Raw genomic sequence first — 18,601 nt, 5'->3', positions numbered from 1 at the left:
TGAACAAGGAAAATTTTAAAACAAAAGCATTTTTGCGGTGTTGAAAATAAAATGAGGCATCGTATTTAAGGCATTCAACACGAATAGATCCTGCCGGACTTGCTGTATTTAATTGGAAAGATTAATGCCCAATCATTCAATATAAGTGGTATTCTCTTATTAATCCGAATTTTAACACCTGAATAATGATGGTTATTGATTCGGCGGTGATCGGACTCTCACTTCCTTGCGAAGGTGAGAGGCTCGTCGCTTGCGTGGTTCTGCGGGACGGCGGTAGCTTGGACCTGGCACAGCTGCAGGCGTTTTGCGAACCGAGTCTCGCAAGATACAAATGGCCAACTCAACTGTTCATCCTAGATTCGTTGCCTCGAACGGTCGTGGATAAGGTGGACAAAAAGCAGCTACGCAAGCAATTATTCAATCTGATTCCGAAGAGCTAAGCAAAAGGAATAGTTAAGTAAACGTGACTAAAAGAAAGGGCCATCCCGTAAAGGATGGCCTTAAAACTTGCCGGTACAGACAGTGCGGAGAATCGTATCACAAGTGACGGTAAAGAGTAAACATGAGATTACATTTAATATAAATAAAATGAACATAAAAATAAGTAAAAAAGTAACTGTCGATAAGGGCGAAATATATGGATAAAAAATGAAAAGAACCCTCCGAATCTGGAGAGTTCTTTTCATGGAGTACCGGTCCACTTTCTCTTCATGAATAACATCAAAAACGCTGTCATGTTGGCGGGGCTTCACAAGACGCTGAAGACCCTGTTTTTGTCCTTTCCGCCAGCCTAGTAATCGACTCAATGTCTTGATCCGTTAATTGATCAAGGAAATGTTTGCGTATTGCCATGGAGACTATGGGACGGGCATCATCCAATGCTGATTTTCCAGCGGAAGTGATGACGACTTGAACACCCCGATCAGTGTCTAATGGTTTCCTCATCACAAGTCTGCGTTTTTCCATCCGCGTCAGATGATGTGATAATCGACTCTTATCCCAGTCCATCGAGTCGGCCAATTCCTGTTGGCGAAGGCTGCCGTTCCCCAAAAGGTCTAACCGATCCAATACCCCATAATCACCCTCTGATAGTCCTGTGTGCTCCGACATCTCTTTTATTACGCGACCGAAGATGCTCTGAAAGGAGCCTTTCCACATATGCCATATTCGCATTTCCTCTTTGTTTAGTTCGTTCTTATCCATAGGAACATAATAGCACGGTTGACGCGTCAACTACAATGTGTTATCGTTGATACAGGTTGATATATCAACCTGAGAATATATTGCAAAGATCGCACATCGAAATAAAAAGGGAGAGTGTTACTATGCGGGCCGCCCGTGCGCCCGTGCGCCTCGTGTTCCTCGAAGCGAACGGTCCGATGGGCAAGTTGTCGAACGAGGGCGGCCCGCTCCCCTGGTGATTTATCTCGAACGTGTTATCGAAGAGTACCCGTATTTCAGGAACCTGCTTGACCGCTTCCTCCCAGAAACGGTTGGGCTAATCTTTTTCCAAGAAAGGAACATTTATTATGAAAATCAACGTTAGTGCGCCTACTCCAGTTATCTCGGTGAAGCCGGTAGTGCTACCAGCCCCGGGCCGTGGTGAGGATCTGCAAGTACGAGTGTCTGCGCCCGCGATTGGGAGTGAATTGCCTATTATTGTTTTCTCGCACGGCTATGGCTGGTCGTTGGACGGCTACGGCCCGTTGGCCGACTTCTGGGCTGCTCACGGCTTCGTCGTCATTCAACCCACCCATCTCGACTCGAGGACACTGAACCTTCCTCCTGATGATCCCCGTACACCACGGATCTGGCGTTTCCGAGTCGAGGACATGAAGCGCACCCTCGACCAGCTTGATCTTATTGAGGCTTCCGTTCCCGGCCTCAACGGGCGCCTCGATCGAAGCCGCATCGCCGCAGCTGGACACTCCTGGGGAGGCCAGACGGTGAGCATGCTGCTAGGGGCACGAGTCCTCGATGCGCATGGCAGACCGGGAGAGGACATGTCCGACTCGCGGATTAAGGCGGGCGTGTTGCTGGCCACTACTGGCCGGGGCGGAGCTGACTTGTCTCCGTTCGCAGCCGAGCACTTCCCCTTCATGAACCCGAGCTTCTCGGACATGAGCACGCCGACCCTCGTGGTAGCGGGAGACCATGACCAGTCTCAACTGTCCACTCGGGGGCCGGACTGGTTCACCGACCCGTACTTCCTGAGCCCGGGCAGCAAGAGCCTGCTCACCCTCTTCGGGGCAGAGCACTCGCTCGGCGGGATCCCCGGCTACAGCGTCGCGGAGACGACGGACGAGAGCCCCGAACGAGTCGCCCTGATCCAGCGGCTCACGTTGGCCTACCTTCGCAACGCGCTCGATCTCGACGATTCCAGCTGGCCGGCAGCTCGTGCGGCTCTGGAAAATAGCGCCATCCCGCTGGGTCGTATTGAGTCCAAGTAAAGGCCTGACGGGCGGTGTCGACCCGACAGCCACGACAGTGCATACTCAAGGCGGCAACACGTAATGCTCGTTGATGTAGGGGGAATGTCGGATACTTTGCGATAGATCGGGCTCTTGCTGCTGCAATCCATTAGAGCGATGGGGGTAGTAAATGGGCTGAAGCCAACGCATTAAGTTAAACTGCAAGCGAATTTAACATGTTGGCATAAGGAAGCCGTTACCAGATAGGTTAGCTCAATATTTCAATGAAAATAACGAAGGAGCTGCCGCGGCAGCTCCTCTCGCAATTTTAGCCGATAGTGCCGTTAAGATGAACCGTACCACAAATAGCGGCAGGTTTTTTCAGAAGATCCCTCAGCAGGCTTGAAAAGACGTTTTGTTGGGCATGGGGTGGGGACTAAATTCGCTGGTATATCTAATTGCAGGGCTCGTTGGATTTCATCGCTGCGAAAAAACTGCCATGAAGGAAGGTCTTCTAGGACAATACTAACACTCTCGCATAATTGTCAGACAATCGTACAAATAGCGATGATGATCTATATAAATAGTTGATGTAGGACTAAATATTGTAGGACGGATTCTATATATTCATGCGAAACTAAATAGCCAGTCGCCGATAGAATATCACCGACTGGCTATTTAAAACTAAACTGGAATCACTTCATAGGCTAACTTCATGATGACATCTTTATGCTGTGGGTATTTAGCAAAGAGCTCGTCCTGTGTAAATAACTCAAAGTCCCGAAACTCAAAACCAGGTGAAACCATGCACCCTACTAATGAGAAGGTATCTTGATCCTTAACAGATGAACCAAAGATACAATTTTTTGGGACTAACACTTGCGGGACTTCTCCTTTATCCAAGTTTATTCCTAATTTAAACTCCTTATATTCTCCATTCTCATCAATAACATGTACTGTTAATGGACCTCCAGCGTGATAATACCATAGTTCATCGGATTTCAAACGATGGAAATGGGAGAGGTCATTTGAGCCTAATAAAAAGTAGATGCTTGTATAAAGCAATCTTGTTCCCTCAAAGGAAACGGACAATTCTTGATCTGAAGTTTTTTCCTCAGATTCAAACGTTCTTTTGTAATATCCGCCCTCTGGATGGGGTTCAAGCCCAAGCTTGGATATATAATACTCTGCATCATGTTTACTCATACATGTATACCTCCGGTTATGTGTGTACTATGCTGCAATGAAATTACTAAGCAGTAACCAGCCATGAAGTTGTACCGTAAGTGATGGTTAACTCCTTCATCATTGATTTAAGCATAATCTCATTATTACTTATGATTCATCAATATTTCAATTAATAAAAGCAACCCATCCTTGGGTGAGAATGAAGGCGACACGGGGAAAAAGGCGTTGGCGCAGCGAGGAGGGCTTATGTGCATGCTGCATTCGCACAAGCAGGCAGTCCGCCCCTAGCGTACAATGAACCATAACCAGTGAGCGAGGTGAACTTCCATGGAACAATCCAAAGAGGTGCTCGCACGGGTCAAGCGGCTGCAGGGTCAGCCGGTATGTATCACCCTGCACAGCGGAAAGACCTACGTTGGCTACATTACCGACGCCAACAGCAGTGGCTTGACGCTGGCCAGCACCGGAGCTCAGCCGCGGAAGCAAGGCTCCCGGCCTAAGCAGCGCAGAGCGGGCTCCCATGCTTCGGGTAGCCGTTCCGGGAGCCGGCGAAGCGGCGCGCGCAAGCCTTCCGTCCGTTCCCGCTCCCGCAAGCCCGACGTCCGGGTATCGGCCTTTCTGCCGATGATAGGCTCGCTGTTCGGGGGATTAGGCGGCATCGGCGGGCTTGGCGGCGCTGCTGCGGGATCGCTCGGCGGTGCGTTAGGCGGCGGCATGCGCCTGTTCGGCATGATCCAAAGATTTGTCCCGGTCGTGAGGATGGGATACGGCATGATCAAGTCCATACGCCCGTTTCTCGGCGCCGTTCAAGGCTTGATGAAGCCACCCGGAGCTGCTGCGGCAGAAGGCGAATCACCGTAACCGAAGAAGAAAGGAACAGCCCTTTTGGAAGGCCCAAAGGGGCTATTCGTGATCGGCGGCGAGCTGCTCTTAACGTCCTTATTTTTCAGCCGATCCTTTCCTTATCCAGCCGCTGAGCACGCCTCATTATTTCTTGCTCCACATCGTTACATTAAGGTGAAAGAAGGCCCCAACCAGTTTAGGTTGGGGTCTTCTTAATCTTATTATTATACGAGGTATTAGCACTTACCTGCTCACGATATTTTGTCGGGGTCATACCAGTTGCCCGCTTGAACATACTGCAAAATTGTGCATCGTTGACAAACCCAGAGTCTAGGGCAATTTCAGAGATCAGTGCTTTCCGATTTTTTAGAAGACATGTTTTTGCATATTCTATTCTATTTGTATAAAGGTACTTGGAACGCTTACTTCCATTTTTGTATTTGGTGGTGTTACTGGTTCAGGTCTCGATCTTCTCACGGGTGCCATAATAGCTTCGGGACAAACCGTTTTTTATTCTGTATTTTCATCTTCTATTATAAGTGGAATCCTTACATCAAGTGTTACCGTTGGAGTTAGTTTGTTGACTGTAAAGAAAATTCCACAAAGATATTTGTCGAAAATGAATTATGGATACCCATATTTCAAAAAGAGGTTATCGTAAATGATTGGGGGAGTGTAATAGATGAATACTATTAATAGGTTTATTTTAGATCTGTACCCTACCACAAAAATGTTAGCTGTTTTCTTTGTTATTATTTCAGCATTAATGTTGCCAGGTTATATATACCAGTATTCTATATTACCAATAATTATAATCATCGCTTTACTTGCTGGGAGATTCAAGTTATTTATAAGTGTATTTTGCAAAACAATCATCGTTATCGTACTGTTTATTTTCATTTTCCAAGTGTTTTTAATACCTGGGGAAACGGTTTTATATGAGTGGCGTTTCTTGTCTATTAGTAAAGAAGGCATTATGAATAGCTTACTGCTTACCTCTAAACTTATAGCCATAAGTGCATCCCTCATTTTGTTTTTTCAAATTACACAGATCAAGGATTTCATGTACTCTCTTGAAAAAATGGGCGTATCGAAAAAAGTAAGTTTTGTAATACTATCGACTTTACAGATAATTCCACAAATGAAGGCTCTGTCTAATACGATTGCCGATGCACAGCGATCAAGAGGAATTGAGACTGAAGGAAAGTTCTTAGTTCGTGTAAAGGCGTTTGTTCCCTTAATTGGCCCCCTTATTCTTTCATCAATACAAGGAACGGAGGAAAGGGTACTAACATTAGAATCAAGAGCTTTTTCCTCTAAAGTAAAAAAGACACATGTGTATCATATTGAAAAAACACCAAAAGATATGATCGTCAGAATAGCTATTATGCTGTTGTTTATTATTTTAATAATGAGGAGATTTTTATTATGAACGTAGTAGAGATTAAGAATCTATCATATAAATATCCCATTGAAAACAAGGAAGTTTTACGTGATATAAGTTTGAATATTGAAAAGGGCAAGCTTTACGCACTAATTGGACATAATGGTGCTGGAAAAACAACCTTATGCAATACTATTCGTGGATTTATACCACATTTTTATCAAGGACATCTTCGTGGTGATGTCATTCTTGAGGGCAAAGATATTCGCGAATGGACACTTAGTGAATTATCACAAAAAGTGGGATATGTGTTTCAAAATCCATTTACTCAAATTAGTGGCACAAAAGATACAGTATACGAAGAAATTGCCTACGGTTTGGAAAACCTTGGGTTACCAACAAAGGAAATTCACAAAAAAGTTGATGAGGTGTTATCTTTATTTCATATTGAGGGACTAGTAGATAAAAACCCATTTGAACTGTCAGGAGGACAAAAACAAAGGGTTGCCCTTGCGTCCATTATTGTCATGGAACCTGAAATTCTTGTAATTGATGAACCAACATCACAATTAGACCCGCAAGGTACAGAGGAAGTTTTTAAAATTATCGAGATCATGAAGAAAAAGGGAAAAACAATTATTTTAGTAGAACATAAGATAGATTTATTAGCAGAATATGCGGATGTGGTTGTTTTGTTAAAGGATGGGGAGATTGTTATGCAAGGAGAGACCCATGAAATTTTCACGGATGAACGTGTTCTCTCTCATAAAGGAGCTCTGCCACAATATGCTCTATTGGGAATTGAGATGGAAAAGCAAGGACTCTCTATAGATCAAATTCCATATACAAGAAAAAATGCAATTTCGACAATTCGTGAATGGAATAAGTTAAGGGAGGATAAAAAATGAATGGTGTTAGGTTAGAAAATATAACTTATAGATATCCTAATGGGCACACTGCTGTGGAAAATATCTCCATGTCTTTCAAACAAGGAGAGGCAGTAGCTATTGTCGGGCAGAACGGGGCGGGAAAAACGACAACGGTAAAGCTAATTAATGGTTTGTTGCGACCAACAGAGGGAGAGATATATGTAGGAGATTGGAATACAAAAGATTACACTACTGCACAACTTTCTAAAAGGGTAGGATATGTGTTTCAAAATCCAGACGATCAAATTTTTCATAGTGATGTATACAGTGAAATAGAGTTTGGACCCAAAAATTTAAAATTACCTGCAAAAGTTGTGAAAAAAAACACTCAAAAAGCAATAGAACTAACCGGCCTAGAGCCCTTTTTGAAGGAACACCCATATAATTTGGCTTACTCGATGAGAAAATTTGTTACAATTGCATCGATTATTTCAATGAATCCTGATGTTGTTATTCTTGACGAACCAACAGCTGGACAAGATTTACCATCATTGAAGAGACTATCGTCGATTATTTCGACTTTGCAAAAAGAAAATAAGATTATTATAACCATTACTCATGATATGGAGTTTGTAGTGGATAATTTTCAACGGGTAATCGTTATGGCAAATAAGAAAAAAATTGAGGATTCTGACAAAAGGGATATATTCTGGGATTTTGATGTTCTAGAAAGAAGTAGTTTAAAGCAACCAGCTATAAGTTCTTTAAGCCATGATCTGGGCATGAATGGGAGAATACTAAATATTAAGGAAATGGTTCAGCAAATGCAAAGTATTTGAATTCCTTATATTGGATAAATGAATATAATGTATAATGGCTTTTTGTAAATTGAAAGGGGAATTTCTTCATGACTTTAAATCGAGTTATTATTGATACAGATATAGGAAGCGATATCGATGATGCCATGGCTTTGGCATTGGCAATGAGATCACCGGAGATCATCTTGGAGGGTGTTACTACTGTGTACGGTGATGTTGATCTTCGGGCAAAGATGGTAAAGAAATTGCTTCAATTTGGAAATAGAGAAGATGTACATGTCTACGCAGGTATTAACAATCCGTTGCTGAATAATCGCGAAATTTGGATGGCCGGACATGAGGGAGAAGGTCTATTAACTGAGGAAGATGCTCTAGAATATGATAGTAAACATGCGGTTGATTTTATCATTGAAACCGTTATGAATAATCCCGGTGAGATTACCTTAGTACCGATTGGTCCCTTAACGAATATAGCAGCTAGCATCATTCGTGAACCCAGAATCGTTGAAAATGTAAAGGAAATTGTGTTGATGGGTGGGGTCACACGTTTTGGAGAAAGTGGACCTGAAATGAGACTTGTAGAGCATAATATTGTTTGCGACCCTGAAGCGGCATCTGTTGTGTTTAGAAGCAATGCTCCTATTGTGATGGTTGGCTTGGATGTTACACTAAAAGTTATCATCACAGAAGAAGAAAGAAGAAAACTTCATGACACAGGTAACTTACTTAATATAGCCTTGTCTACTATGATGAAAGGGTGGTTTGAATATAATAACGAACAGCATACGTACATGCACGATCCGCTAACAGTTGCCCTACTAATTGATAGAAGCCTAGTAAAGACAAGGAAAATGAAGGTTTATGTAGAGTATGACAATAGACCACAAACAGGACAAACATTGGCCATGCTTGCAGATGATGGAAATGTAGAGGTGTGCTTAGATGTTGATCAGGAAAGATTTATACAGTTATTAATGGAGCGATTAGTTGTAGAAAGGCTAGAATAAATCGAAGATATGTAGAGATTCCGCTTGGATTATCGGAGAATTTGTAACGTCTATTCTGAATGGGAATCTAAAAGGGCGTTGTTAGGAATGGAGTGGGGCATATTGAAGCCAATTATATTTGACGTTGATACCGGTATTGATGATGCATTGGCAATGGCTTACGCATTAAATTCTCCCGAGTTAGAGATACTTGGTTTCACAACGTGTTTTGGGAATGTGCCAGTTGAAGAAGCAGCTCGCAATACTTTAGCAGTTGTAGAGAAATTGGGTAAACATGTACCTGTATTTTTGGGAGCAGAAAAACCATTAACACGTGGTATGAAAGAACACTATCCAAAGCATATCCATGGTGAAGATGGATTGGGTAACACATTAGACGAGGACCCGATGAGAACTGTTGAAGCTGAATCTGCAACCGATTTTATCATCGATCAGGTGAAAAAGCTTCCAAATGAGATTACGATTATTGCGGTTGGGCCACTCACGAATTTGGCTCTCGCTGTAAATAAGTTCCCTGAAATTGTTTCTCTTGTAAAAGAGGTTGTGATAATGGGGGGTGCCGTTTATGTACCCGGTAATGTGACTCCATATTGTGAAGCGAATATAGTAAGCGATCCGGAGGCAGCAGATTGTGTGTTCCAATCAGGATTACCTGTAACTCTTGTCGGACTTGATGTAACGCTTGAAACGTTATTGCCTGAAGAAAAACTTGCTGACTGGCGTGCGTCAGGCAAGGAAGTTGCCCCATTTTTTGCTGATATGACTGAATTTTACATGAGTGCATATGCATCATCACATCCTGATATTGGTGGTTGTGCGCTTCATGATCCGCTTGCTGTAGGAGTTGCCATTGATTCTAGTTTTGTAAAGACAAAAAAATTGAATGTTAGGGTTGCTACAGAAGGGGAAGAAACTGGTAGAACCATAGGTAGGCATAGTGGCGAGCCAAAAATTCAAGTCTGTACGCAAGTACAATCAGATCGGTTTTTAAAGCATTTTCTAGAACGTATATTCTAAAGTAAGCACCATTTTTTGCACAACGTAACATGCAAAAGACGTCTGATTTTTGTTTTAAAGATATATTCTGCTTATCAGATACACATCGCTGACTGTTGAAGAGAAGGGCCATTAGCGCCCTTCCTTTTTTATTTTTTACTTCTTCAGGGGGGGATTTGTGTCATTAGTTGTCGAGGGACAAGAACATGTATCCTTAACCGTGGCAGCCTTTTTTATAAAACAACTTGGGGTTTTAGTTGTAACGTAAACAAATATTAAGATAGTGCTGCACAAAATGGATTCGTAGTCACTAAGCTAACGGGCAGGATCGTGTCATGACTTCGCGAATACTTTAAATGATTGGAAACTTCCAGCGAGTGGGATCGAGAGTCAACCGATGAAGGAGGGGGAACTTTTAAATGGCATCATCAGACGGTCATGAACATGTTCAAGCAGTCCGGAGCGGAGAGCAGCGGGAGGAACTGGACGATTTCCCGGAAGCGCATGATGAGAAGAAGGAGAAGCTGCGAAAATACAAGATCCTCAATCAGCTTGCCCGGAAGGGCCAAACGGTGCTTGTCGGCTCGTCACTGATGGAATTTTTTTCGATTAACGAGCTGCAGCAAACGCTGGAACACCGATACTGCATATATAATCGCGGCATTGCCGGCTACGTGACGGCGGAATTGATAGCGTCGCTGGAGACATGCATTTTCGAACTGGAGCCTTCTCAAATTTTTATCAACATCGGTACCAACGACATCAGCGCGCCTGATTATATATTGGAAAACTTACTGGCAAACTATGACGAAATTTTGACTCGAATTGCCGAAAGGCTGCCGGACTGCAAGGTGTACGTCATGGCGTATTATCCCGTAAATGCCGAGGCTGAATTTCCTTTCGTGCCCAGAGCTTCGATGGATGAGGTGTTCCAGAATCGGACGAATGAGGCCATCCGGAAAGCCAACCAAGCGGTTGAGCAGCTTGCGGTGAAGCACGGATATACATTTATTGACGTAAACGAAGGATTGACGGATAGCGAGGGTAACTTAAAAAAGGAATACGCCATCGACGGGATCCATATGTTTGCTAACGGATATGCCGTCATTTTAAACAACCTGCTGAAATACCTTTAAACCTGCCTATTGGTAGAAGCGTTTAGTTATATTGAAACTTCGATGGCTTCTATACATGTTGTTTCCGCTTAAAAACGACTGATCGCAACAAATACAGTTAACGCGAAGAAGACAATGTTCACGCCGATTTCTCTATATTCTTTACGTGAAACATGGTATAGGGCGCCGAAAAGAACGACTGCGGCAAGTCCGGTTGCAGCAATTGGCGTCAATACAGGTGCAATATTCAACGCTTGGGGCAGAATGATTCCAAGTGCCCCGAACAATTCTGCTAGCCCGATAAAGACGACGAACTCTTTTGAAACGTCTTTTACCCAAACCCAAGACTCTTTGGCTTTTTCATACTGAAATGCCTTCAACCACCCTGAGTAGACAAAACCTAGTGCTGCAAGCCCTTGAATGATCCATATTGCGATATTCATGAATGGTGCCAACCTCCTGACTACTTTATCAACATCCTCTAAAGGTATAATAGACTTTGGTATTCGATTTAAGGAAGTAGGCACTTTATCTAAACATAGTAAACAAAAAGTTACCTAACCAGGCAAAGGGAAATGGGGAAGTTCAATGAAAGAGTATTGTAAATTTGAATCAGCCTTGGATATCTTAGTGGGAAAATGGAAATCAGTCATTCTGCTTCAGCTTATTTCGAACGGCACAATGAGATTCAGCGAGCTTCAAAAAGCAATACCAGATATAAACAAAAAGATGCTTACTCAACAATTAAGAGAACTTGAGTATAACGATATCGTACATCGTGAGGTTTATAACCAAATCCCTCCGAAAGTAGAATACTCGATTTCGGATTACGGCAAAGGTTTAAGTACGGTGTTACAGGCATTGAATGATTGGGGTGCGGCCCATATTGAGCACATGAATGCGCTATACGGAGTAGATCGTTCAGGGAATGAATCTGGGACCTTATCATAAGTAACGGCGAAAAATAATGTTGTGGAAAGTTGGAGAGTGTTGCAGAGGGATGTGGAGTCGTTCAAGGTCATTTCCAAAATTCAGGTGAAAAGTAGGTAGACTCTGGACAAACGATCTCTATAATGAATATAAGAGACGTACATTGAGATGTCCGAGCATCTTTCCAAGATGAACGTAGATGATGGAATTTTTGAAGCTATGGAGGAAGCAGGGAATAAGCCTTATTTTGTGAACCGTGGACGAGAAGTGAATACGGACTCCAAGAAGAGCGGCTTCATGATGACTACCTGCGAGTAGCGTTGGATATTCAAAGTGGAGATTTCGAAGACTTCATAAGGATTACGAGTCGGAACAAGCCGTAGATAAGCTGTCGGAACTCATAAGCATGTCTTTATGGAGTGATTCGGAGTGGATCCCACACGAGGATGATCTCAGAAATCGATTTGAGAAATTTGAATTTCATTTTGAAAACACAAGAACTGTATAGGTATGGCTTTCCGCTTTAGATGGAAATTATAAAGAGTGGTAGCGAACCAGGAATGGCAGAGGACGCCTGGGATAATATGAAGCGAGGGGAAAAGGTGCTTTGAAAGCGAATCGGATGGAAGCATTCAGCGATGGCGTGCTGGCCATTATTATTACGATCATGGTGCTGGAATTCAAAGTGCCGGAAGGCCATGACTGGCATGCGCTAGTTGAACTTGGTCCAAAAATTATTAGTTATATTTTCAGTTTCGTATATGTCGGCATCTATTGGAACAATCATCATCACCTGCTGCATATGGTTCGAACGATGAACGGGCGGTTGATGTGGCTCAACTTGCTGCTCTTATTTTGGCTATCCCTTGTGCCGTTCACGACAGCTTGGATGGGGGAAAGCCATTTTGCACCCACTCCAACGGCGCTGTACGGGATAATTTTATTGCTAGCGGCGTTCTCGTACTGGCTGCTTCAGCGCATGATTATGAACCAGCATTCCGGCGATTCCTCATTCGTCGGATCGATAGGTAAAGATTGGAAGGGAAAACTGTCTCCTTTACTCTACTTGACTGCGGCCTTGACCGCTTATGTGAGTGTTTGGATATCCGGCTTCTTTTTCGTACTTGTTGCCGTAATCTGGTTCATGCCGGATAAGCGAATCGAGCACGCCTTGAGAAGCCACTAACGACTATGGTTTGCTTAGGGTGATCGTTGTGAGTGATTTGATGAAGATGGTAGGGGAAGGCATTCGGCACTTCCGAAAACTACGTGGGCTAAGCCAGGAGGAACTTGCAAGTAAGGCTGAGGTACACGAAACGTATATTGGTAAGCTGGAGCGTTCCGAAAAAGTATGTTCCGTTGTGGTACTGGATAAAATTACGAATGCGCTCAACCTCTCGATGGTGGAGTTTTTTAGTTATATCCAGCCTGTGAGCGGAGAGGCCAGCGAGTCTACACTCGCAGAAATTGTGAACAGGCTCAGAAGCAGAAGTGAAAATGAGCAAAAGAGGATACTGAAAGTTATTGAAGCAATGTTGGACGATCAGTTGAAGTGAACGGGAGAATCATCAGCACACTGAAATTTGGGTTAAGCCTTTGAGGGACGGTTTTTTATTATTAATCAAAATAAGCATCAAGTTGAAAAATAAAATGTGATGAGTAAGAAAGGAGCTGCTGCGGCATGCTCCTTTCTTATTTTTTTCCAATCACACTGTTTCATCTTCAAGCCCTGACCTGTACAGTTTTTGTACAGAATTGAATGATACAATTCGCGAGGGGGTGAGAACCCTCGGGTGCAGATGCCTTTTGGTATAAGGGTGTTACTCCTGGGTGAATGGAGGTTGGGCGGCTTGGAATGGCGAAGCGGACGTAAAGTCTTGTGGATAGGCCTCAGTATATTGTTAAGCGCAGCTTTGGGGATCGGGGGATGTTTGATCCAAGCTAAGGGGGATATTTCAACAAAACGTTTTATTACGATGAATATGACCAACCCGAATGGCACACTGGCTACCTATTTGCAGGAAGCCCCGTCGATCCATCCTGAATTGGCAGCAGGACGAGAGGCACTCTCCGAGTCCCTCGGGTTTTGGATGCAGGCGGCGCTGGAAAGTCGTGACCTTGTCGCATTTGAGAAGAGTTATGACATATTAACCCGTTATTTTATAGCGGATGGCCATTATATTGTGTGGAAACTAAATCCCGAAGGAGGGGCGGACGTTAGCACGAACGCGCTTGGCGACGATTTGCGGATTATCGGGGCTCTGCTCGAGGGTGCCCGGATATGGAAGGGCCACTCCGAATGGAAGACGACGGCCAGGGATCTCGCGGAAACCTTGTTAAGCCGGTCACAGAAAAACGGGTATCTGGTGGATTTCTTCGATTTCTACAGTCAGGATTTGCCCGATACATTGAGTCTTGCCTATGTGGATCTCCCGGCACTAAAAGCGCTCCTGGAAGAAGGGTTACTGGATATGGAAACGTACAATCGATATCATTCCCTTCTGCAGGAAATGCCGGATGACGGTGTGTTCTACCCCAAGTCCTTTAATGTAGTGACCGGGGAATATACATATGATGCAAATGCGAATTTAATTGATCAGCTGTTAGTCGCTTTGCATGCCGGGGAAACGGAAAGGGGCCAAGAGCCGCTGCTTACATTCCTGAAGCAAGAGTTTAAGCGGACGGGGAAAGTAGCCGGACAGTATCGACGCGCTGATCGAACGGCCGTGGTGAATTACGAGTCTTCTTCGGTGTATGGGCTTGCAATTATGTATGCTATTCAAAGGGATGACAGGCCATTTGCAGCAAAGCTGTACAAACGCATGCAGACTCTCAAGGGAAAAGATGCTCGTTATCCCGGAGGATATGTATTCGGAAAAAATACGCATATTTTTGATAACTTGCTTCCTTTATTAGGGGAATATGCTTTTGATCGAGGTGGACATGGAAAATAAAAGATTGATCCAGCGCATGGTCTGGGGGTACGTACTGCTGATCGGTATAGCGGTCCTGCAGGAGTTGTTGGTCTATATTAATGTTTTTAGAGACTCATCATTTACGCTGCTTGAACTGGGATTCAGCATCGGATGCCTTGCGGCTCTGCTGCTCGGTTTCTTGGTCCCCCCCGGGGTCTCGGTTGTTTGTACTTTTGTTTATATCGTTGCTTATTTTGTATGGCTTACGACGTATGCCGAGGTCGATGTGCTGTCCATCTCCTGGCTCTGGCTGCTGCCAGCCAATGTGGCCGTGGCCACATTTATCAAAGCCGGGCTGATTCGCAACAAGCGGCTGATGGAGCGGCTTGAGGAGCTGCAGCGAAAGAATCCGGAAGTGGATTTGGCTACCTCGCTAAGCAATAAAGAAGCCTTTAAGGAAACGCTGGTCAAGCAGTCGAATCTGGCCAATCGTTATGCGGATGCATATACCTTTTGCCTGGCCATGTTTAAAATTGAATTTCTGCCGATGGTGCGGGAATCCCTTGGTTCCCAAGGCTATGCTCGGCTGCTCGCTTCCTTATCGGAAGGGATACGGAATCATATTCGGTACGAGGATTACAAGTTCGGCCTTGACGAGGGGCGTTTTGTCTTGCTGCTCCCCATGACGAACCAGGAGTATTTAAAGGCATTGACGGACCGGATCAAGCACGCGCTGATGGACATGCCGTTTCAGGACCGGAAAGGCGGGGAGCTGAAGCTGGTGATCCGTGCAGGAGCGCTGGTGTTTGCTAAGGAGCAGTTCAGTAAATATGAAGATGCGGATGCGGTCATTGCCGCGCTCGAACGCAATACGGAGACCGATTTGATCGGAGAATATATATAAATCATTGCCAATTTATTTAGTTAGCGGCAGGAGGAGGAAGAAATGTCTTATACGGAATGGTTTGTCCCGCTATGCAAAATTGTCAGCCTGATGTTTACCCTTGCGGCGCTGGGTCTGTTTATTGCAACGATGGCCCTTCGAGTTCGTGTACAGCGAAAATACGACCGGAGGAAGATCCGTGGCTGACTTATTATTAATATTTTGTATTATTAGCATTTGGGCTGCCGTATTCGAGTCGATCCTGATTATGGGGGGAGCCGTTCGGTTTATTTTCAGGCAGAGCCGCAGGGAATGGAACATTCCCGGGGTGGATGAGATGGAGCTTTTCCCCAAGGTAACTGTCATGGTGCCGGCGCACAATGAAGAATTGGTTATCGCGGCAACGGCGGAGAATATTTTGCGGCTGAATTACCCGAAGGATAAGGTGCAGCTCATTGTCATTGCCGATAACTGCAGTGATGATACGGCCGGAAAATTGAAGGCTTTGAAGAGCAAGGAAGCGTATCGCGACCGGGATTTTATGATTTTTGAACGTACAGGAACGGGTGGCAAATCGGGTGCGCTTAATGATGCGCTGGAGTATGCCAAGAACGAGTGGATTTGTATTTTTGATGCGGATGCGGCACCGGAGCGGAACTCATTGTACTTTTTGATTGAAAAAGCGATGGAAGACCCTGAAACCTATGGAGCGGTATTTGGACGGAACAAGGCCAGAAACCGCGGGCAGAATTTCCTCTCCCAATGCATTAATCTCGAACTGGTCACCGCGCAGCGAATCTATCATACCGGATTGTGGGAGCTGTTCAAGCTGGGGACGATTCCAGGGACGAATTTTATTGTAAAAACGGATCTGATGCGCGAGATCGGCGGCTGGGATACGGAGGCCATTACGGAGGATACGGCCATCTCGTTCGAGATTATGACAAGGGGACAGCTGATCGCTCTGGCTCCCCAGGCGGAAGCTTATCAGCAGGAGCCGGAGCAGCTCAGTGTGTACTTGAAGCAGCGGGAACGATGGGCCAAGGGGAATTTTTCGGTCGTGATTGAGAACATCCATCATTTGTTTAATCGGTCAAGCTGGCGGATTAAGCTGCAAGTGCTGTATTATGCGGCGAGTTATTTCTGGTTCTTATTATCCATTATCGTGTCGGATATCATCATCGTCGTCAACTTGGCCTACTGGGTGATTGCGCTGTTCAATCCGGATGTGGTGTCACCGTTCCAGTTTGCCGATGATGTATACGTCTATCTGATGGTTGCCTGGGGATTGATGTATTACCTATTTGTGCTGCAGATCAATCTGGCGCTGGCAACCGATGTCGGGCAAAGCACGACCCAAAACTTTATTCTATCCTGCCTATCGTATTTCACGTATGCTCAGCTATTTCTGTTGATTTCCCTGCGCGCGCTCTATTCTTTCGTCATAGACAAAGTGACAGGGAGAAAAGCCAAGTGGTACAAAACGCAGCGATTTGGATAAGGGAATCGTTCCGGGTTCGGTAGAGCATCGGCGAAGGTAAATGTGGGATCGAAAAGGCGAGCGATTTCGGATCTACGGTATTCAAAATGTAATCGGTAATCCTTTCGTCAAATAAATCGAAGAAAAGCCACTCCTTAAAAGGATTGGCTTTTCTTATATACCGTAATTGCTAGGTTAGTGCCGGTTACAACAGAGGGCATTCCTTGCTAACTATGTTTGCTTTCTTTCGATCATGGTCTTGTTTTTCATAGGCATAAATAATGTGATAACAAACGCGACAACTGCTAGAATCATCATGAAGTAATAGGCGTCGCTTGCCCCTAAAATGGATGTAAGGGATTTAAGGAGCTCAGCAGTCGTAGAAGGATTGTTCTGCATCACTGCAGCTGCATGGCTTGTTGCCTGCACGGTATAAATCGTAATCACGACAGCAGTACCAATGGCACCGGCAATTTGGCGAACGGTATTATTCACTGCCGTACCGTGCGTACCGAGTTGTTTGGGCAGCGCATTGAGCCCGGCCGTATTGAGTGGCATGGTGATGAAGCTTAATCCAATTCGTAGGCAAATGGTACGAATCATTAAATACATATACGTTGTCGATTCAGATAAATCTGTTACCGCCCACATGGATGGAATAATAAACAGCAAACCAATGATGAACAGCGGCCTCGCACCGAAACGGTCGTATAATTTACCGGTGACGGGTGACATCAACGCATTTACAAGCGCACCCGGCAATAAGAGCAGTCCTGCATCGAATGCTGTAAAACCACGACCATTCTGCAGATAAATAGGCAGTAAGATCATATCTGCGTACATCATCATCGTGACTAATACGTTAATAAGAGACGTTATCGTAAAGACTTTATTTTTGAAGACAGACAGGTCCAACAGTGGATCATCGGACTTGACTTGTCGCATACAGAATATGGCCGTTACAACAATCCCGATACCCAAGGACAGGATGACCATTACATCGTCCCAGCCTTTACTGCCTGCACTACTGAAGCCGTATAAAATAAAGCCAAATCCGACCGTTGATAAAAGAACGCTTACCACATCAAGCTTCGACTTAGACGTTTCGGATACATTTACTAAATACTTGAATGCCAATGCTATGACAATGATGACAAGTGGGATGAGTCCGATAAATAACCAGCGCCAAGAGTGGTATTCGACAATAAAGCCCGCGAGCGTCGGCCCAATGGCCGGAGCGAAAATCATGGCCAGTCCCAGCAGTCCCATAGCGCTGCCGCGTTTTTCGACGGGGAAGATGGCGAGCACAACACTCATCATGAGCGGCATGACAATTCCTGCACCGGCTGCTTGGATCATCCGTCCTAACAAGAGCACAACAAAGCTGGGCGCCGCCGCACAGATGATCGAACCGATTAATAGAAACGACATGGCGCTTATAAATAATTGACGCGTGGTAAAGCGTTTCATCAAATAGGCCGTAATCGGGATCAATATCCCGTTGACCAGCATAAATCCCGTTGAAATCCATTGTACGGTGGCTGCCGTGACATCAAATACATCCATTAGATTGCTTAAGGCGACATTTAACAGCGTCTGATTGAGCGTGGATAAGAAACAACCCAGGATTAAGATGGTTAGTAATATCCCTTTATTTATTTTCTTTATGTCTTCTTGCATGGCTGCTGTCCTCTCTTCATTGCTTTTTCGACACAGTGTCAATAAAATATATCTTATCAGCATTGAAGAGTGATTCCTATTT

General features: G+C 44.6%; 21 protein-coding genes. 17 read left to right on the top strand and 4 right to left on the bottom strand.

What is annotated here, in order from left to right:
• Window positions 1–185: 185 nt before the first annotated feature.
• Window positions 186–440 (top strand): hypothetical protein, encoded by a 255-nt coding sequence (locus MHH48_RS34330; protein WP_076323650.1) that lies wholly within the window; start codon window positions 186–188, stop codon window positions 438–440.
• A 292-nt stretch (window positions 441–732) separates the two neighbouring features.
• Here the strand turns inward: MHH48_RS34330 and MHH48_RS34325 are convergent, their stop codons facing one another.
• Window positions 733–1,110 (bottom strand): MarR family transcriptional regulator, encoded by a 378-nt coding sequence (locus tag MHH48_RS34325; protein ID WP_237566648.1) that lies wholly within the window; start codon window positions 1,108–1,110, stop codon window positions 733–735.
• A gap of 419 nt (window positions 1,111–1,529) precedes the next feature.
• Between MHH48_RS34325 and MHH48_RS34320 the strand changes: the two genes are divergently transcribed.
• Window positions 1,530–2,450 (top strand): alpha/beta fold hydrolase, encoded by a 921-nt coding sequence (locus MHH48_RS34320; RefSeq protein ID WP_076323652.1) that lies wholly within the window; start codon window positions 1,530–1,532, stop codon window positions 2,448–2,450.
• 645 nt (window positions 2,451–3,095) lie between these two features.
• On the opposite strand, the gene MHH48_RS34315 is transcribed toward MHH48_RS34320, so the two are convergent.
• Complete coding sequence (locus tag MHH48_RS34315) at window positions 3,096–3,617, bottom strand: cupin domain-containing protein (RefSeq protein WP_076323653.1); 522 nt, start codon at window positions 3,615–3,617, stop codon at window positions 3,096–3,098.
• A 309-nt stretch (window positions 3,618–3,926) separates the two neighbouring features.
• Between MHH48_RS34315 and MHH48_RS34310 the strand changes: the two genes are divergently transcribed.
• The 7 genes from MHH48_RS34310 (at window position 3,927) to MHH48_RS34280 (ending at window position 10,652) form a co-directional block, all read left to right on the top strand.
• A complete protein-coding gene (locus tag MHH48_RS34310) occupies window positions 3,927–4,460 on the top strand; it encodes a hypothetical protein (RefSeq protein ID WP_076323654.1) in 534 nt (177 codons plus the stop codon).
• Window positions 4,461–5,124: 664 nt separating this feature from the next.
• Window positions 5,125–5,874, top strand: coding sequence for an energy-coupling factor transporter transmembrane component T (locus MHH48_RS34305; protein ID WP_076323655.1), 750 nt, complete (start codon window positions 5,125–5,127; stop codon window positions 5,872–5,874).
• On the top strand, window positions 5,871–6,734 hold the full coding sequence (locus MHH48_RS34300; protein WP_076323656.1) for an ABC transporter ATP-binding protein: 864 nt from the start codon (window positions 5,871–5,873) through the stop codon (window positions 6,732–6,734). Before MHH48_RS34305 ends, MHH48_RS34300 begins: the two co-directional genes overlap by 4 nt.
• On the top strand, window positions 6,731–7,534 hold the full coding sequence (locus MHH48_RS34295) for an ABC transporter ATP-binding protein (protein ID WP_076323657.1): 804 nt from the start codon (window positions 6,731–6,733) through the stop codon (window positions 7,532–7,534). Before MHH48_RS34300 ends, MHH48_RS34295 begins: the two co-directional genes overlap by 4 nt.
• 68 nt (window positions 7,535–7,602) lie before the next feature.
• On the top strand, window positions 7,603–8,520 hold the full coding sequence (locus MHH48_RS34290) for a nucleoside hydrolase (RefSeq protein WP_076323658.1): 918 nt from the start codon (window positions 7,603–7,605) through the stop codon (window positions 8,518–8,520).
• 102 nt (window positions 8,521–8,622) lie between these two features.
• Window positions 8,623–9,537, top strand: coding sequence for a nucleoside hydrolase (locus MHH48_RS34285; RefSeq protein ID WP_076324056.1), 915 nt, complete (start codon window positions 8,623–8,625; stop codon window positions 9,535–9,537).
• A gap of 398 nt (window positions 9,538–9,935) precedes the next feature.
• The gene (locus MHH48_RS34280) at window positions 9,936–10,652 is read left to right on the top strand and encodes a GDSL-type esterase/lipase family protein (protein ID WP_083659726.1); all 717 of its coding nucleotides are present in this window, start codon (window positions 9,936–9,938) and stop codon (window positions 10,650–10,652) included.
• A gap of 68 nt (window positions 10,653–10,720) precedes the next feature.
• On the opposite strand, the gene MHH48_RS34275 is transcribed toward MHH48_RS34280, so the two are convergent.
• Window positions 10,721–11,074, bottom strand: coding sequence for a DoxX family protein (locus tag MHH48_RS34275; protein WP_076323659.1), 354 nt, complete (start codon window positions 11,072–11,074; stop codon window positions 10,721–10,723).
• Window positions 11,075–11,219: 145 nt separating this feature from the next.
• Here MHH48_RS34275 and MHH48_RS34270 point away from each other — a divergent pair, with 145 nt between their 5' ends.
• The 8 genes from MHH48_RS34270 (at window position 11,220) to MHH48_RS34235 (ending at window position 16,860) form a co-directional block, all read left to right on the top strand.
• Window positions 11,220–11,582 carry a winged helix-turn-helix transcriptional regulator gene (locus tag MHH48_RS34270; protein ID WP_076323660.1) on the top strand — a complete coding sequence of 121 codons (363 nt, stop codon included), beginning with the start codon at window positions 11,220–11,222 and terminating at the stop codon, window positions 11,580–11,582.
• Between the two features lie 147 nt (window positions 11,583–11,729).
• Entirely contained in the window at window positions 11,730–11,879 is a 150-nt protein-coding gene (locus MHH48_RS34265) for a hypothetical protein (protein ID WP_179090658.1), read from the top strand.
• A 289-nt stretch (window positions 11,880–12,168) separates the two neighbouring features.
• Window positions 12,169–12,747, top strand: coding sequence for a TMEM175 family protein (locus tag MHH48_RS34260; RefSeq protein ID WP_076323661.1), 579 nt, complete (start codon window positions 12,169–12,171; stop codon window positions 12,745–12,747).
• A gap of 28 nt (window positions 12,748–12,775) precedes the next feature.
• Window positions 12,776–13,117, top strand: coding sequence for a helix-turn-helix domain-containing protein (locus MHH48_RS34255; protein WP_076323662.1), 342 nt, complete (start codon window positions 12,776–12,778; stop codon window positions 13,115–13,117).
• Between the two features lie 294 nt (window positions 13,118–13,411).
• Window positions 13,412–14,515, top strand: a complete 1,104-nt coding sequence (locus MHH48_RS34250) for a glycosyl hydrolase (protein ID WP_076323663.1) — start codon at window positions 13,412–13,414, stop codon at window positions 14,513–14,515.
• Window positions 14,505–15,380 (top strand): diguanylate cyclase, encoded by an 876-nt coding sequence (locus MHH48_RS34245; protein ID WP_076324058.1) that lies wholly within the window; start codon window positions 14,505–14,507, stop codon window positions 15,378–15,380. Before MHH48_RS34250 ends, MHH48_RS34245 begins: the two co-directional genes overlap by 11 nt.
• A 42-nt stretch (window positions 15,381–15,422) precedes the next feature.
• Window positions 15,423–15,566, top strand: coding sequence for a hypothetical protein (locus tag MHH48_RS34240; protein ID WP_179090659.1), 144 nt, complete (start codon window positions 15,423–15,425; stop codon window positions 15,564–15,566).
• A complete protein-coding gene (locus tag MHH48_RS34235; protein ID WP_076323664.1) occupies window positions 15,559–16,860 on the top strand; it encodes a glycosyltransferase family 2 protein in 1,302 nt (433 codons plus the stop codon). The genes MHH48_RS34240 and MHH48_RS34235 overlap by 8 nt, the downstream gene beginning before the upstream one ends.
• 210 nt (window positions 16,861–17,070) lie before the next feature.
• On the opposite strand, the gene MHH48_RS34230 is transcribed toward MHH48_RS34235, so the two are convergent.
• Complete coding sequence (locus tag MHH48_RS34230) at window positions 17,071–18,519, bottom strand: DHA2 family efflux MFS transporter permease subunit (RefSeq protein WP_076323665.1); 1,449 nt, start codon at window positions 18,517–18,519, stop codon at window positions 17,071–17,073.
• Between the last annotated feature and the right edge of the window lie 82 nt (window positions 18,520–18,601).

Source organism: Paenibacillus sp. FSL F4-0100, from assembly GCF_037993005.1.
In the GTDB taxonomy this organism is placed as follows: Bacteria; Bacillota; Bacilli; order Paenibacillales; family Paenibacillaceae; genus Paenibacillus_AQ.
Note: the sequence above shows the minus strand (reverse complement) of the source record. Positions and strands in the feature narration are given on the sequence as shown.